10 protein-coding genes are annotated in these 14,787 nt (G+C 69.2%); 2 read left to right on the top strand and 8 right to left on the bottom strand.

What is annotated here, in order from left to right:
- Positions 1-2 precede the first annotated feature (2 nt).
- The 5 genes from acnA to OHA18_RS32620 all read right to left on the bottom strand — a co-directional run bounded on the left by acnA (position 3) and on the right by OHA18_RS32620 (position 11,417).
- Positions 3-2,777, bottom strand: coding sequence for an aconitate hydratase AcnA (gene acnA / locus OHA18_RS32640; RefSeq protein ID WP_328999185.1), 2,775 nt, complete (start codon positions 2,775-2,777; stop codon positions 3-5).
- Positions 2,778-3,022: 245 nt separating this feature from the next.
- The gene (locus OHA18_RS32635) at positions 3,023-3,955 is read right to left on the bottom strand and encodes an LLM class F420-dependent oxidoreductase (RefSeq protein ID WP_328999184.1); all 933 of its coding nucleotides are present in this window, start codon (positions 3,953-3,955) and stop codon (positions 3,023-3,025) included.
- Positions 3,956-3,964: 9 nt separating this feature from the next.
- Entirely contained in the window at positions 3,965-8,155 is a 4,191-nt protein-coding gene (locus OHA18_RS32630) for a hypothetical protein (RefSeq protein ID WP_328999183.1), read from the bottom strand.
- Positions 8,156-8,190: 35 nt separating this feature from the next.
- A complete protein-coding gene (locus OHA18_RS32625) occupies positions 8,191-9,393 on the bottom strand; it encodes a class I SAM-dependent RNA methyltransferase (RefSeq protein ID WP_328999182.1) in 1,203 nt (400 codons plus the stop codon).
- On the bottom strand, positions 9,390-11,417 hold the full coding sequence (locus OHA18_RS32620; RefSeq protein ID WP_328999181.1) for an APC family permease: 2,028 nt from the start codon (positions 11,415-11,417) through the stop codon (positions 9,390-9,392). The genes OHA18_RS32625 and OHA18_RS32620 overlap by 4 nt, the downstream gene beginning before the upstream one ends.
- Before the next feature lie 95 nt (positions 11,418-11,512).
- Between OHA18_RS32620 and OHA18_RS32615 the strand changes: the two genes are divergently transcribed.
- Together OHA18_RS32615 and OHA18_RS32610 are read left to right on the top strand one after the other, a co-directional pair.
- Complete coding sequence (locus OHA18_RS32615) at positions 11,513-12,175, top strand: potassium channel family protein (protein WP_328999180.1); 663 nt, start codon at positions 11,513-11,515, stop codon at positions 12,173-12,175.
- Positions 12,175-12,849: a potassium channel family protein gene (locus OHA18_RS32610; protein WP_130450480.1), complete on the top strand. Its 675-nt coding sequence runs from the start codon at positions 12,175-12,177 to the stop codon at positions 12,847-12,849. Before OHA18_RS32615 ends, OHA18_RS32610 begins: the two co-directional genes overlap by 1 nt.
- 77 nt (positions 12,850-12,926) lie before the next feature.
- On the opposite strand, the gene OHA18_RS32605 is transcribed toward OHA18_RS32610, so the two are convergent.
- Genes OHA18_RS32605 through OHA18_RS32595 form a run of 3 tightly spaced genes read right to left on the bottom strand, consistent with a single transcriptional unit; the run spans position 12,927 to position 14,767 of the window.
- Complete coding sequence (locus tag OHA18_RS32605) at positions 12,927-13,709, bottom strand: DUF3159 domain-containing protein (RefSeq protein ID WP_328999179.1); 783 nt, start codon at positions 13,707-13,709, stop codon at positions 12,927-12,929.
- A complete protein-coding gene (locus OHA18_RS32600) occupies positions 13,702-14,091 on the bottom strand; it encodes an OB-fold nucleic acid binding domain-containing protein (protein WP_328999178.1) in 390 nt (129 codons plus the stop codon). The genes OHA18_RS32605 and OHA18_RS32600 overlap by 8 nt, the downstream gene beginning before the upstream one ends.
- Positions 14,092-14,110: 19 nt before the next feature.
- On the bottom strand, positions 14,111-14,767 hold the full coding sequence (locus OHA18_RS32595) for a DUF3710 domain-containing protein (protein WP_328999177.1): 657 nt from the start codon (positions 14,765-14,767) through the stop codon (positions 14,111-14,113).
- Positions 14,768-14,787 lie beyond the last annotated feature (20 nt).

Below are 14,787 nucleotides of genomic sequence, written 5' to 3'. Positions count from 1 at the left end.
CGTCAGCCCGCGATGAGCGAACGCAGCACGTACTGCAGGATGCCGCCGTTGCGGTAGTAGTCGGCCTCGCCCGGGGTGTCGATCCGGACGACCGCGTCGAACTCCTTCTGCGAACCGTCCACGCCCGTCACCGTCACGTGCACGGTACTCGGGATCGAGCCGTCGTTCAGCGCGGTGACACCGCTGATGTCGAAGGTCTCCTCGCCGGTCAGGCCGAGCGACTCCGCGTTCTCACCCTCCGGGTACTGCAGCGGGAGCACGCCCATGCCGATCAGGTTCGACCGGTGGATGCGCTCGAACGACTCCGTGATGACAGCCTTCGCGCCGAGCAGCGCCGTACCCTTGGCGGCCCAGTCCCGCGACGAACCCGAGCCGTACTCCTTGCCTGCCAGGATCACCAGCGGCGTGCCGGCTTCGGCGTACGACTGGGCGGCCTCGTAGATGCTCGTGACGGGCGCGTCGGACTTGGTGAAGTCGCGGGTGAAGCCGCCCTCGGTGCCCGGTGCGATCTGGTTGCGCAGCCGGATGTTCGCGAACGTGCCGCGGATCATCACCTCGTGGTTGCCGCGGCGCGACCCGTACGAGTTGAAGTCCTTGCGCTCGACGCCGTGGTCGGCCAGGTACTGACCCGCCGGGCTGTCCGCCTTGATCGAGCCGGCCGGGGAGATGTGGTCGGTGGTGACCGAGTCGCCCAGCTTGGCCAGCACGCGGGCACCGGCGATGTCGGTGACCGGCGACGGGTCCTTCGCCATGCCGTCGAAGTACGGAGGCTTGCGCACGTACGTCGACTCGGCGTCCCAGGCGAACGTCTTGCCCTCGGGCGTCGGCAGCGACTGCCAGCGCTCGTCACCGGCGAAGACATCCGCGTAGTCCTTGGTGAACATCTCCTTGCTGATCGAGCTCGCGATCACCCGCTCGACGTCTTCCGCGGCCGGCCAGATGTCCTTCAGGAACACGTCGTTCCCGTCGGTGTCCTTGCCCAGGGCATCGGTCTCGAAGTCGAAGTCCATCGTCCCGGCCAGCGCGTACGCGATCACCAGCGGCGGGCTCGCCAGGTAGTTCATCTTCACGTCCGGGTTGATCCGGCCCTCGAAGTTCCGGTTGCCGGACAGCACGGAGACGACGGCCAGGTCGGCCTCCTGCACACCTGCCGAGACCGGCTCGGGCAACGGCCCCGAGTTGCCGATGCACGTCGTACACCCGTAGCCGACCAGCTGGAAACCGAGCTTGTCCAGGTACGGCGTGACGCCGGCCTTCTCGTAGTAGTCCGTGACGACCTTCGAGCCCGGCGCCAGCGACGTCTTCACCCAGGGCTTGCTCGACAGGCCCTTGTCGACCGCGTTCTTCGCGAGCAGCGCGGCGGCCATCATCACCGACGGGTTCGAGGTGTTGGTGCAGGAGGTGATGCTCGCGATCACGACGTGGCCGTGGTCGAGCTCGACCTCCTGGCCGCCCATGGAGATCGTGGTCTTCTTCGACGGACGGCCCGGACCACCATGCGGGGTGTGCGGCTCGTCGTTCACGTCGCCGTGCCCGTTCGGCGCGTCGCTGGCCGGGAAGCTCCCGGTCTCCGACGGGTCGACGTCCAGCTCCTCGGTCGCGTAGTCGGTCAGCGCGCCGCGGAAGGCCTCCTTGGCCTCGGTCAGCGCGACCCGGTCCTGCGGCCGCTTCGGGCCGGCGATCGACGGCACGACGGTCGACAGGTCCAGCTCGAGGTACTCCGAGAACCGCGGCTCGACCGACTGGTCGTGCCACAGGCCCTGCTCCTTGGCGTACGCCTCGACCAGCGCGACATCCTGGTCGCTGCGGCCGGTCAGCCGCAGGTACTCCAGGGTGACGTCGTCGATCGGGAAGATCGCGCAGGTCGAGCCGAACTCCGGGCTCATGTTGCCGATCGTGGCGCGGTTCGCCAGCGGCACAGCCGCGACACCCTCGCCGTAGAACTCGACGAACTTGCCGACCACGCCGTGCTTGCGCAGCAGCTGGGTGATGGTGAGGACGACGTCGGTCGCGGTCGCGCCGGCCGGGACCGAGCCGGTCAGCTTGAAGCCGACGACCTTCGGGATCAGCATCGACACCGGCTGGCCGAGCATGGCCGCCTCGGCCTCGATACCGCCGACGCCCCAACCGAGCACGCCGAGGCCGTTCACCATCGTGGTGTGGCTGTCGGTGCCGACACAGGTGTCGGGGTACGCGACGCCGTCACGGACCATGACGGTGCGCGCGAGGTGCTCGATGTTGACCTGGTGCACGATGCCGGTGCCCGGCGGGACGACCTTGAAGTCGTCGAACGCGGTCTGGCCCCAGCGGAGGAACTGGTACCGCTCGCCGTTGCGCTGGTACTCGAACTCGACGTTACGCTCGAACGCGTCCGCGCGACCGAAGACGTCGGTGATGACCGAGTGGTCGATGACCAGCTCGGCCGGCGCCAGCGGGTTGATCTTGGTCGGGTCACCGCCGAGCTCGCCGACCGCCTCGCGCATCGTGGCCAGGTCGACCACGCACGGGACGCCGGTGAAGTCCTGCATGATCACCCGGGCCGGGGTGAACTGGATCTCGGTGTCGGGGGCCGCGTTCGCGTCCCAGCTGCCGAGCTTGGTGATGTGCTCGGCGGTGATGTTCGCGCCGTCCTCGGTGCGCAGCAGGTTCTCCAGCAGGACCTTCAAGGAGTACGGCAGCGTGTCCGCACCCTCGATACCCGCCAACCTGAAGATCTCGTACGACTGCCCGTTGACCTCGAGTGCACCCTTGGCACCGAAGCTGTCGACGCTCGCCATCAACCCGCTCCTCTGTCAGTCCTTGTTCGCTCAGGCCCATCCTGCCCAGCGCGCCGCCCGGCCGCGAGGTCAGGTCCCCCTAACCTCGCGCCAAAACTCTCTCGACATCAAGATACACGACATCGAGCCAACGCCGTACGGCACAGCCCCGAACCGGGGCCGTGAACAGGAACTGGTGGCGTGCCACAGGAAATAACCTGTCTCAGCCCACCAAGCACTGTCCAAGGCCCCGGCTCCTGGTCAGATCAGGAGACGTGTGGGAGGACTTCGGCGGCGATGAGATCGAGGTGGCCAAGGTCTTGGAGGTCCATGATCTGGACGTACTGGCGTTGGGAGCCGATGGCGGCGTACTGGCTGATGCGGTCGACCACCTCGGCCGGCGTGCCGGCGATGGCGTTGGCCTTGAGGTCGTCGACGTTGCGGCCGATTGCGTCGGCGCGCTGCTTGACCTGGGCGTCATCCTTGCCGACGACAACGGTGTGGGCGGTGGACAGGTTGAGTGTCTTCGGGTCCCGGCTCTCCGTCTCGCATGCGGCGCGGACGCGCTTGAAGAGGACCTCGGTCTCCTCGACACTGCGGAAGCCGGCGTTGAACTCGGCGGCGTACTTCGCGGCCAGGGCCGGCGTACGCTTCTTGCCCGCGCCGCCGACGATGACCGGCGGATGCGGCTGCTGCACCGGCTTCGGCAGCGCCGGCGAATTCGTGAGCTGGTAGTGCTCGCCCTGGAAGTTGTACTTCTCCCCCAGCGGCGTGTCCCACAGTCCGGTGATCAGTTCGAGCTGCTCGGACAGGAGGTCGAAGCGGCCGGGGGTGTCGGGGAAGTCGAGGCCGTACGCCTGGTGCTCCGCTTCGTACCAGCCGGCGCCGAGACCGAGCTCGGCCCGGCCGCCGCTCATCTGGTCGACCTGCGCGACCGAGATCGCGAGCACCCCCGGGTTGCGGTACGTCGCTGAGCTGACCAGCGTGCCGAGCTTGATCCGCTTGGTCTCGCGGGCCAGGCCGGCCAGCGTGATCCAGGCATCGGTCGGGCCCGGGAGGCCGTCGCCGTCGCCCATCACGAGGTAGTGGTCGGAGCGGAAGAACGCGTCGAACCCGTTCTCCTCCGTCTTGCGGGCGACCGCCAGGAGGTCGTCGTACGAGGCGCCTTGCTGCGGTTCGGTGAAGATCCTGAGAAGCATGGCGCAACGCTATCTTGCGCTGGTGTACAGCTTCTCCAGGTACGACGGCTGCCATTCGGGGCCGCGGCTGTACAGGCGGCGTACCAGCCCGTTCACGTCGAGACGGGGCTCGACCGGGTTGTCCCACCAGTCGGGCACCTGGTCGTACCAGCGGTCGATCCGCAGCGTCCGGCCGGCCGCGTCGATCCGCGCGAACAACCAGCCGCCCAGATCGCCCTGCTGCTCCGTCAGCCACAGATCGCCGAGCAGCCCGCTGAGCTTGTCGGCGGCGTACTCCGGGTCGTCCACGTCCGGCGGCTCGAGATCGAACCGGTACGACGGGGCGCTCGGGTCCAGCACCTGCACCTGAATCGTGAACCCCGACGGCACGATCGCCGTCCGGGCCCGGCACCACGCCCGCAACGCCAGCACCGCCTCCGACTCCACCGGCCGCGGCCGCGGCCGCTCCGACTCGGCCCGCATGGCCTCCTCGAGAGACCCCGGCTCCGGCACAACCCGAGGCGGCCCCCCACCAACCAACCCCAACCCAGGAATAGACATCCGCCCTACAGCCGCAACCCCATCCGCCTCCGACTCCCGGCGATCCAGCTCGCCGTGATCCAGCTCCGCGTGATCCAGCTCAGCCCCGCCGGACCGCCCGGTGCCGTTGACGCGCCCAACCCCATTAGCCCCCGGAGCCGACTCCACACCACCTACGAAGCCCGACGACTCCACACCACCCGCAGCAGCCGCGCCGCCCGCGCCGTCCGCATCGTGTCTGCGGTTCGCTTGGTGACCCCACTCGGCGTCGTCGGCCAACTGATGGGTGCGTTCGGCGTCCGGCGACAACGCATTACCGAAACCAACCGCCTGCATCTCCCCGGTCGGCTCGGCGTCCTCGACAACCGGCACAACACCGGTAGGCCAGTCATCCTCGGGGTCACCGACGTCAGCCCGCCCGTCCGCACCTACCCCTTGCGAGGCAGCTTCGGATGGGACGGCGGCGTCTTCGGACGCGCGAACCGGGCCACCGGGCATCTGCGCCTGGGCGTCCGGCGTCTGCGTCTGGGCGTCGGCGTAGATGTCCCAGCCGCCCTCGAGACGTGCCACCTGCGCCGGCCCGCGGGCCGAGTCGGTCTCCGGGTTCGGGTGCTGCGCAGCCCACGGTTGCGGGGCCGATCCGGGAGCCAACTGGTGCTCCGGGTCCGGGTGCTGCGCGGCCCATGGTTGGGGGGCCGGGTGGTTCTCCGGGGTTGGGAGTGGGTCGGGTTCGGGGTCTGGTTGCGGCTGTGGTTCGGGGTCCGGGAGTGGCTCGGGCTCGGGTTCGGGCTCCGGGTCGGGGAACGGCCCGGGCTGCGGTTCGGGCTCCGGCTGAGGTTCTGGGTCGGGGAATGGCCCGGGCAACGGCTCCGGTCCCGGGAAGGGATCGGGATTCGGCGTCGGCTCCGGACCTGGGAACGGCTCAGGACGAGGCTCTGGACCCGGGAACGGCTCGGGGTGCGGTGTGGGGCCTGGGATCGGCTCTGGGGCTGGGCCCGGGAAGGGTTCGCGGCCGGGTTGGGGTGTGGGCTCCGGGCTTGGCTGCGGACCGGGGTGTGGCTCGGGGCCGGGCCCCGGGCGCGGGGTCGGCTCGGGGTGTGGCGGGGTGGGCTCGGGCCAGGGGGCGGGGTGGGGTTCTGGTTGGGGCCAGGGTTCTGGGTGGGGTTGAGGTTGCGGCCAGGGTTGAGGGTCTACTTGAGCTTTAGCTTCAGCAGATCGGTTCCGGAGGTCGCGGTCCGACGCGGGTTCGCCGTACCTCTCATCCTCGTCGTCATCGATCCACTGCCCGCCGAACCGCCCGTGCGCCTGCCCGAACTCAGCTTCGGCCTGCGCCGAGTCGTCCTCCGAGGCGTCTGCCCAGCCGTGGTCAGAAGCCTGTCCCCAGCCTTGCCCGGAGTCCTGTGCCGAGTCCTGTGCCGAGTCCCGTGCCGAGGTCCGGTCCGAGGCTTGCGCCGAGGAAGGTCGTACCGAGGCGTCGTCCGAGGCGCGGTCGAGAGTCTGTGCCCAGCCTTGTTCGGAGGCTTGTGCTGGGGACGGGTCGGGGGTTTGGGCGGGGCGGGTGAGTGCGTCGGGTGTCTGCGCGAGCGGAGGCTGTTCGACTACTGCGGGGATTTCGGCGGTCTGGTCGTCTGCGTCCAGATCGCCGGACACGTTGCCGGACAGGTCGTGCGGGGCGGGGCTGGGGTTCGCCTGGTGCGGGGCAGCGTCCGCTGGCGCGCCGGGGGCGGCGTCGTACCCACCGGTCGGGTTGGGGGCCTCGCGGTACGGCGCGGGCTGATCGGCGTACCTGAGCTGGTCGGTCGATCCGTCACCGGAGTACTCGCCTGCGGCGGGTTGGTCCGCTGGGTACTGCGGGGCGGGCTGGTGGGGGGATGGCTCGGGGTGGGCGACTGGGGCGAATGGGGAGGGGCCGGTGAAGGAGGCCGGCTCTTCCTCGTCCTCGGTTGCAGCAGCTGGGTCCAGCACTGCGGCGATCTCAGCGGTGGGTGCGTCGTCGTCTTCGGCGGACGGCGCAGGCGCGAACGGCGAATCGGGCGGCGCTGCCTCCGGTGAAGTACTCGGGGCGAACGGCGAACTGGCCGGCGCACCGTCCGGGGAGCCAGTCGCGGTGGGCGGGGAGGCAGGCAGGGCCGAGTCCGGTCGGGTCGGCGCGAACGGCGAGTCGATCGGGGCGGTGTCTGGGTGCGAGGTTGGCGCGAACGGGGAGTTTGCGGGGGCGGTGTCTGCAGGGCGCGTGGTTGGCGGCTGAGCGGGTGCGCCGGTGTGCGCCGTTGGGCCGGGCTGACCACCCGAGTGGGCGGCCGCGCCCGACTGAGCGGGTGCGCCTGGCTGGCCGGCGTCGGGGCTTGTGCCGGGTTGGGCGGATGGGTCTTCTACCCATTGGCCGTTGATCCAGGCGGGGCCGGTCCAGGCGGGGGTGCCGGTGGTGTCTTCGGCGAAGGGGTTGTACTCGCTGGTGGGTTCCTGGTTGGACCAGGAGGGTTGTTCGGCGGTTTCCCAGTCCTGCTCGTCGGGTGCGGGGGCCGCGGCGGCGGGGGCGTCGGCGAAGAGGCTGTTGTAGAAGTCGTCGCCTTCGTACTGGCCGCCGCCTACGCGGGGCGGCTCGGCCGACGGGAGGTTCGGGTTGTACGTCGGCTGAGGCAGACCGGCGCCGTCCATGTTGTCGGGCAGGTACGTCCCCGGGCCGGGGCCGGCCGGACCGGGCGAGGGCTCGACGAGAGGCACGGAGCCGGTGTCGTGTTTGCGTCGCCGGAGCCACCCCTGCTTCTTGCCCGTCACGCCGTACTCCGACTGGGCGGCGGCCTCGTCGTGAGCCGGGTCATCGTACGGCGGGTCATCGATCGGCTGGCCCGTGAATGGGCTGATGCCGGGCGGAACGACGTACGACTCCTCGTCGTCTGCCGAGAACGCCGAGGACGCCGGCGGGGCGGAGGGGGGCGACGAGGACGAGGGCCGACTGTCCGGAGCTCCGATCACGACATCCTCAACGACCGACACCTCGGCCGTGTCAGGGTCGTCGGCGAAACTTGCCGGTACTGCAAAGTTTCGGGTGAAGTCCTCCGCCGCGACGACCCCGGCCGCAATGTCGGGTTGCAGCGGTGATCGCGGGTCGATCCGGAAGGGCGAGAAGAACGCCGCCAGCGCCTCGGCGCTGATCCCCTGACCGAGCGCGGTCCGGATGAGTTCGACGCCGTACGGGCGTAGCTCGTCGAGTCCGCCGAGATAGTCGGCCCACTCCGCGACCCACTCGATCATCTCGTCGGCGGCGGCCTCGTCCGAGGTGATCCAGCCGCCGATCGGGGCGAATCCGTCGTCGACCGGCTGCCACGGGTCGCCCGGGTACGACGCGCGCGCCCACGTCCCGTTGAACGCGCCGTACACGAATCCGAGCTCGCCGGCCGTCTGCCGCTGCCGCACTTCCGGCTGGCCGATCCAGTCCGGCGACCCGGCCAGCAGATCGGCGCCGGCGGTCGCGCTGTGCTGGGTGTGGAACCCCCAGAGCACCACACGTCCGTCGCCGAGCCGTGTCAGCCGCAGCACAGAGGCGGTCTCGTCCTGGTGGTGGTATCCGTCGGCGTCGGCGTACCACCGCCGGTCGAAGCCCGTGGCATGCGCGACCGCCGCGAGTGCGGTCCAGCGGGACCGCAACTCCTCAGGGTCGTCCAGGTCAACGAGCGGCATCAGGTCTCCAGCGCATTGGAATCCAGCCCCAGACGCTACCCGAGGGTTCCCCCACTCACCAGTTCACTATCCACGGGCTCGAGGATGGCGACGCACTCGATGTGGTGGGTCATGCCGAAGAGATCGAAGGCGCGCAGCGAGGCGATCCCGTATCCGAGACGCGCGAACGTCTTCAGGTCCCGCGCCAGCGCCGCCGGGTCGCACGCGACGTACGCCACCCGCCGTGGCCCGAGGGCCGCGACCCGCCGTACGACGTCCTTGCCGGCGCCTGTCCGCGGTGGATCGAGGACCACGAGGTCCACACGCTCCAGACCCTGCCCGGCCGCAGCGTTCAACACCCGGTCGACGTCGCCGTTCTCCAGCGTCACGTTCTTCAGGTCGTGCAGGTTCCGCCGGGCGTTCCGGACTGCGTCCTTGTCCCCCTCGATGGCCAGCACGGCACATCCGGCCTCGGCCAGGAACGCAGCGAACAGCCCCACACCGGAGTACAGGTCCAGCGCGGTCTCCCCCGCTGCAGGCTCCAGACCACTCAGTACGGCGTCCAGCAGCGTCTCCGGCGCCGCCGGGTGCACCTGCCAGAACCCATCGGCCTCCACCAGGAACCGTCGCTCCCGCACGACCTCGACCAGCCGCTCACCAGGCTCTTGGTCGGTCTGTACAGCGGTCTTGCCCTCGGACGACACGACGGCCTGCACAGACGACACGCCGGGCCACCGCGAGGACAGCACGTCCGGAGTCCCCGGATGGGCGATCAGGCACCGGTCGATCGGCACCAGGTCGTGGGAGCGGTGCGCGTACATCCCGGGCCGCTCGTCCACGACGGCGTACCGCATGCGGGTCCGCCAGCCGAGCCCGTCGTCGCCCGGCGACTCCATCACGACGGTCCGCTCGATACCGCCGATCCGCCGGAGGGTGTCCGACACCACGGTCGCCTTCAGCCGGCGCTGCTCGACGATGTTGGCGTGCTGGAAGTCACAGCCACCACACAGGCCGGGTCCGGCATACGGGCACGGCGGCTCGATCCGCTGCGGGGACGGCGTCAGCACCGAGACGGCGTCCGCACGCAGGTACTTGGCGGTCTGCTCCGTGATCCGGGCGTGCACCAGCTCCCCCGGCAGCGCATGCCGGACGAACACCACCTGTCCCTCGTGCCGGGCGACGCAGTGACCCCCGTGCGCGACTGGCCCTACCTCCAGCTCGACTACCGCCCCAACCAGACTGTTGTTCTCGTCTGTCACCGATCTCCTGACGCCTTGCGGGCACCGCGCCGTACCTGGCCGGCTACCCGTTCCACCCGGTCCTGCCGCTCCTCCGCCCCCTGCGACGAGAGCAACTGATAAGGAACCGACGTAACCATCACACCAGGTGTGAACAAGAGCCGCCCCTTGAGCCGGAGTGCGCTCTGGTTGTGGAGGATGTGTTCCCACCAGTGCCCGACGACGTACTCCGGGATGTAGACCATCACCACGTCCCGCGGCGACTGCCGCCGGATGTCCTGGACGTACTGCAGGATCGGCCGGGTGATCTCCCGGTACGGCGAGGCCAGTCGCTTCAGCGGGATCGGGATGCCGCGAGCGTCCCAGTCGGCCTGCAGTGCGTCCGCCTCGTCCCGGTCGACATCGACGGTGACCGCCTCGAGCGTCGACGGCCGGGCGGCCTTGGCGAAGGCCAGCGCCCGCAGGGTCGGCTTGTGCAACTTCGAGATCAGCACGATCGAGTGCACCCGGGACGGCAGCATCAGCGGCTCCTCGCCTTCCGCGGACATCTGCTTGCGGACCGTGTCGTAGTGCCGGTGGATGCCCTTCATCAGCAGGAACAGCCCGGCCATGGCGAGGATCGCGATGTACGCGCCGTGGGTGAACTTGGTCAGCAGCACGATGATCAGCACGATGCCGGTCATCGTCAGGCCGATCGCGTTGATCACCCGCGAGCGGTACATCTGCCGCCGCTTGGCGCCGTCGGTCTCGGTCTTCAGGTGCCTGGTCCAGTGCCGGATCATGCCGAACTGGCTGAGCGTGAAGCTGACGAACACACCGACGATGTAGAGCTGGATCAGCTTGGTCACCTGGGCGTCGAACGCGATGATCAGGCCGACCGCGCAGAGCGCCAGCAGCACGATGCCGTTGCTGTACGCGAGCCGATCGCCGCGAGTGTGCAGCTGGCGGGGAAGGTAGCCGTCCCGGGCCAGGATCGACGCCAGTACCGGGAACCCGTTGAACGCGGTGTTCGCGGCCAGCACCAGGATCAGCATGGTCGCGCCGATGACCAGGTAGAAGGCCGGCTGGAAGTTCGAGAACACCGAGTCGCCGATCTGGCCGATCACGGTCTTCTGGGTGTAGCCGTCGCCGACCGGCTGCCCGTTGCGATACAGCTGGGTGGCGGGATCCTCGGCGTACCGGAGTCTGATCTTGCTGGCCAGGAACAGGATGCTCATCAGCATCGTCACCGCGATCGTGCCGAGCAGCAGCAGCGTGGTCGCGGCGTTCTTGCTCTTCGGCTTGCGGAAGGCCGGTACGCCGTTGCTGATCGCCTCGACCCCGGTCAGCGCCGCACACCCGGACGAGAACGCCCGCGCCAGCAGGAAGACCGCGGCCAGTCCGGTGAAGACCTCGTGGCCCGACTCGGCATGGACCTCGAAGTCCGCGCTCTCCGCCATCGGCAGGTTGCCGGCGCTGAGCCGGATCAGGCCCCAGATCGCCATCCCGATGATCGAGAACATGAAGATGTACGTCGGGACCGCGAACACCGCCCCGGACTCACGGACCCCGCGCAGGTTCATCGCGGTCAGCACCAGCACCAGGCCGACCGCCAGCGGTACCTCGTGCCCTTCCAGGAACGGCAGCGCCGACTTGGCGTTCTGCACGCCGGAGGAGATCGACACCGCGACGGTCAGCACGTAGTCGACCATCAGCGCGCTGGCCACGGTCAGCCCGGCCGTCGGGCCGATGTTCACCGTCGCGACCTCGTAGTCACCGCCGCCGGACGGGTACGCGTGCACGTTCTGCCGGTACGACGCCACCACGACAAGCATCACGAACGCGACCAGCAGGCCGATCTTCCAGGAGAAGCTGTACGCCGCCAGTCCGGCGATCGACAGCGTCAGGAAGACCTCGTCGGGGGCGTACGCGACCGACGACAGCGCGTCGCTCGCAAACACCGGGAGGGCGATGCGCTTCGGCAGCAGGGTCTCGCCCAGCTGGGTGCTGCGCAGTTTGCGACCGAGCAGCAGCCGTTTGCCGATGTCGCCTAGAGCGGGAGTCACACCGGTGATGTTAGAGGCACCCTCAGGTCGGTGTAGCGTCTATCCCTGCCGAACCGAGCCAGCGGCCCCAGGTTGGGGCAAGGAGTGATCACTCAGTGCACGTCGTCATCATGGGCTGCGGCCGCGTCGGGTCGATGCTCGCGCGTGGCCTGGAGAGACGCGGCCACACGGTCGCGATCATCGACCAGTCGGCCGACGCCTTCCGGCGGCTCAGCCCCAACTTCACCGGCCGGACCATCGTCGGGATGGGCTTCGACCGGGAAGTGCTGATCGAGGCCGGTACCGAGGACGCCGAGGCGTTCGCCGCGGTCTCCAACGGCGACAACTCGAACATCCTGGCCGCCCGGGTGGCCCGCGAGACGTTCGGCATCTCCAACGTGGTGGCCCGGATCTACGACCCCGGACGCGCCGAGGTGTACCAGCGGCTCGGCATCCCCACGGTCGGCACGGTCCGCTGGACGGTCGATCAGATGATGCGCCGGCTGCTGCCGGAGGGCTCCGAGCCGGAGTGGCGGGATCCGTCCGGCACGGTCCGGCTGGCCGAGGTGCATGTGCACGCGGACTGGATCGGCCGGCTCGCGTTCGACATCGAGAGGGCCACCGGTGCCCGGGTCGCGTTCCTGACCCGGCTCGGCGAGGGAATGCTGCCCCGGCCGGACACGGTCATCCAGGAGGGTGACCTGGTCCATGTCGTGATGCCGGAGCGGGACGCCGCAGCGATCGAGTCCCAGCTCGGCACGAAGCCTGAGGAGCTGTGATGCGGGTAGCCATCGCCGGTGCCGGGAACGTCGGTCGTTCGATCGCCGCCGAGCTGCTGGAGAACGGCCACGAAGTACTGCTGATCGACAAGGACCCGCGGGCGATCAAGGCCGAGTCGGTGCCGCGCGCCGAGTGGCTGCTGGCCGACGCGTGCGAGCTGTCCTCGCTGGAGGAGGCCGCCCTGCAGCGTTGCCAGGTGGCGATCGCCAGCACCGGCGACGACAAGGTCAACCTGGTCGTCTCGCTGCTCGCCAAGACCGAGTTCGGCGTCCCGCGAACCGTTGCCCGGGTCAACCATCCGCGCAACGAGTGGATGTTCAACGAGGCCTGGGGTGTGGACGTCTCGGTGTCGACACCGCGGATCATGTCCGCGCTGGTCGAGGAAGCGGTGTCGGTCGGCGACCTGGTCCGCCTGTTCACCTTCCGCCAGGGCGACGCCAACCTGGTCGAACTGACCCTGCCCGAAGACTCCCCGATGATCGGCCAGCGCGTCGGCGACATCGACTGGCCGCTCGACACCGCCCTGGTCGTCATCCTCCGCGAAGGCCGAGTACTACGACCGGACCCGGAAGGCACGCTGGAACTGAACGACGAGCTCCTCTTCGTCGCAGCCGACGAAACCGAGGAGCAGCTCGAGGACATGCTCTCCCCCCACCACCGCAAGTCGGAGTAGCTATCCCAATTTGCCTGGCAGACCAACCAAGTTGGTGGGTCTGCCAGGCAAATGCGTAGGGCCTCGGGCGGCGGGTACTACTTCTTGTTGCCGCGCAGCAGATGCGTGATGTGGTCGCGGGCCTCGTCCCACTTCTCGGCGGGAAGCGAGCCGCGCAGTACGGCGTACGCGAGCCAGATCGCCAGTGCATAGAACGGCAGCCCCAGCCCGATCTTCGCGATCCCCAGCGCGTTCAGGCTGCCGGTGAAGTACAGCGGCACCTGCACGATCAGCCGGATCGCAAACAGACCCACAAACACCAGCGTCGCCCGCGAGAACCCCTTCAGCATCGCGGGATCCCGGCGCCACGCCGTGCCGGTCTGCGTGATCACGCCGTACAGCACGCCGAACAACGGCCACCGGATCAGCACAGTGATCAGATACAGAGCGCCGTACCCGAGGTTGGTCAGCAACCCAGGGACATAGAAGTCCTTCGCATTCCCGGTGCGGTTCGCGACCCAGGCCGAGATCAGTACGCCGATGAAGCCGCCGGCGATGTTGCGCAACTGCTGGCGGCGGACCAGGCGCACCACCGCGAGCACCGCGGCGATACCGACCGCAATGATGAGCGAGAGCTGCAGCTTGTGATCGGTGACGGCGTACGCGACCAGGAACGCGATCCACGGCAGGCCGATGTCGAGCAGCGCGCCCCAACCACCGAGCGCGTGGAAGAAGTCCTTGTCGGTCGACTTCGCCGGTTTCGCGGGCTCGTCGGCCGGCGGCTCGGTGGCCGCTGCTTCGAGCTCGGGCTTCAGGATCTCGACCAGCTTCTCGTTGAGGTCCTCGTCGAGCTGGTCGCGGCGCGACGTCGGCTCAGCCATGAGCAGCCTGGGGGCGCAGCTCGTAGCGCGGGTTGAACATCACCCGGTCGCCGTCGACGACGCCGATCCGGCCGGAAGCGATCAGCTCCGAGCCGGCGTGGATGCCACCGATCTTGCGCCGGCCGAGCCAGATCAGCTTGACCGTGCCGGTGCCGTCGTACAACTCACCCTCCAGTGCTGGTACGCCGCCGCGCGGGCTGAACGTGATCGTGCGCAACGTGCCGTACAGCGTGACTAGTTCCCGGTCGTGACAGCCGGTGATGGAACGCGCGCCACAGTCCTGCGCGAAGTCCTGGAGGACCTCCGCGTCCTGCTGATCGCGGTCCCCGGCCAAGCCCTGGAAAGCACGCTTCCACAGCCCCGCGGGTTTGCTGCTACCCATGTCGTCGAGTGTAGTCCGCTTACGCTTCTTCGGTCGGGCTCGGCTGGGCACCCGGCGGAAGCCGCAACGGGAGTGACTCACGGACCGCCATCGGCTCGTCACCGCGGACGACGATCACGTTGCGGAACGTCTCTTCCATCGGCAGCGCGGCGTCCGCCTCGACCGCGGCACGGCCCAGCACGGTTCCGCGGAGCAGCCAGCGCGGGCCGTCCACACCGATGACGCGAGAGGTCTGGCTGAACATCTGACCCTCCGGGTCCTCGACCGGGAGGACCAGCACGAGCTCGGTCCCGAACGGGCCGTCGGTCTCGGTGGCCGTACCGCCCATCCGGCTGGCCTCGGCGGCGACCTCACGCCGGACCTCGTCCCAGATGCCGCTCGACCGCGGCGCCGCGAAGGCGCGCAGCTCGAGGGCGGAGTCTTCCAGCATCAGCAGGACCGCCTGCACAACGCCGCTCTGCTCGTCGACCTGAAGGCCGAACTCCATCCCGTCCAGGCCGGTGACGAGCAGCGCGCCCAGGTCGACCCGCCCTTCGTCTTCCAGCGCCTCGGCGTCGACCTCGGTCGAATCGAACGGACCCTCGGCACGGACATCGACCGGACCGGTCTCATCGGTCGCAGCGTCGGTCCCGGTCGTCTCGGGATCGTCGTTCTTGCCCTTGCGGCGGAAGATCACTGCTGTTGCCTACTTCCTTG

The organism is Kribbella sp. NBC_00709, assembly GCF_036226565.1.
Classification (GTDB): domain Bacteria; phylum Actinomycetota; class Actinomycetes; order Propionibacteriales; family Kribbellaceae; genus Kribbella.
This window is presented reverse-complemented; position numbering and strand designations above follow the sequence as displayed.

What these genes read in the sequence shown, in the direction of transcription:
- OHA18_RS32630 (WP_328999183.1), bottom strand. Translation starts at nt 8,155, where the DNA reads ATGCCGCTCGTTGACCTGGACGACCCTGAGGAGTTGCGGTCCCGCTGG.
- OHA18_RS32635 (WP_328999184.1), bottom strand. Translation starts at nt 3,955, where the DNA reads ATGCTTCTCAGGATCTTCACCGAACCGCAGCAAGGCGCCTCGTACGAC.
- acnA (WP_328999185.1), bottom strand. Translation starts at nt 2,777, where the DNA reads ATGGCGAGCGTCGACAGCTTCGGTGCCAAGGGTGCACTCGAGGTCAAC.
- OHA18_RS32610 (WP_130450480.1), top strand. Translation starts at nt 12,175, where the DNA reads ATGCGGGTAGCCATCGCCGGTGCCGGGAACGTCGGTCGTTCGATCGCC.
- OHA18_RS32600 (WP_328999178.1), bottom strand. Translation starts at nt 14,091, where the DNA reads ATGGGTAGCAGCAAACCCGCGGGGCTGTGGAAGCGTGCTTTCCAGGGC.
- OHA18_RS32605 (WP_328999179.1), bottom strand. Translation starts at nt 13,709, where the DNA reads ATGGCTGAGCCGACGTCGCGCCGCGACCAGCTCGACGAGGACCTCAAC.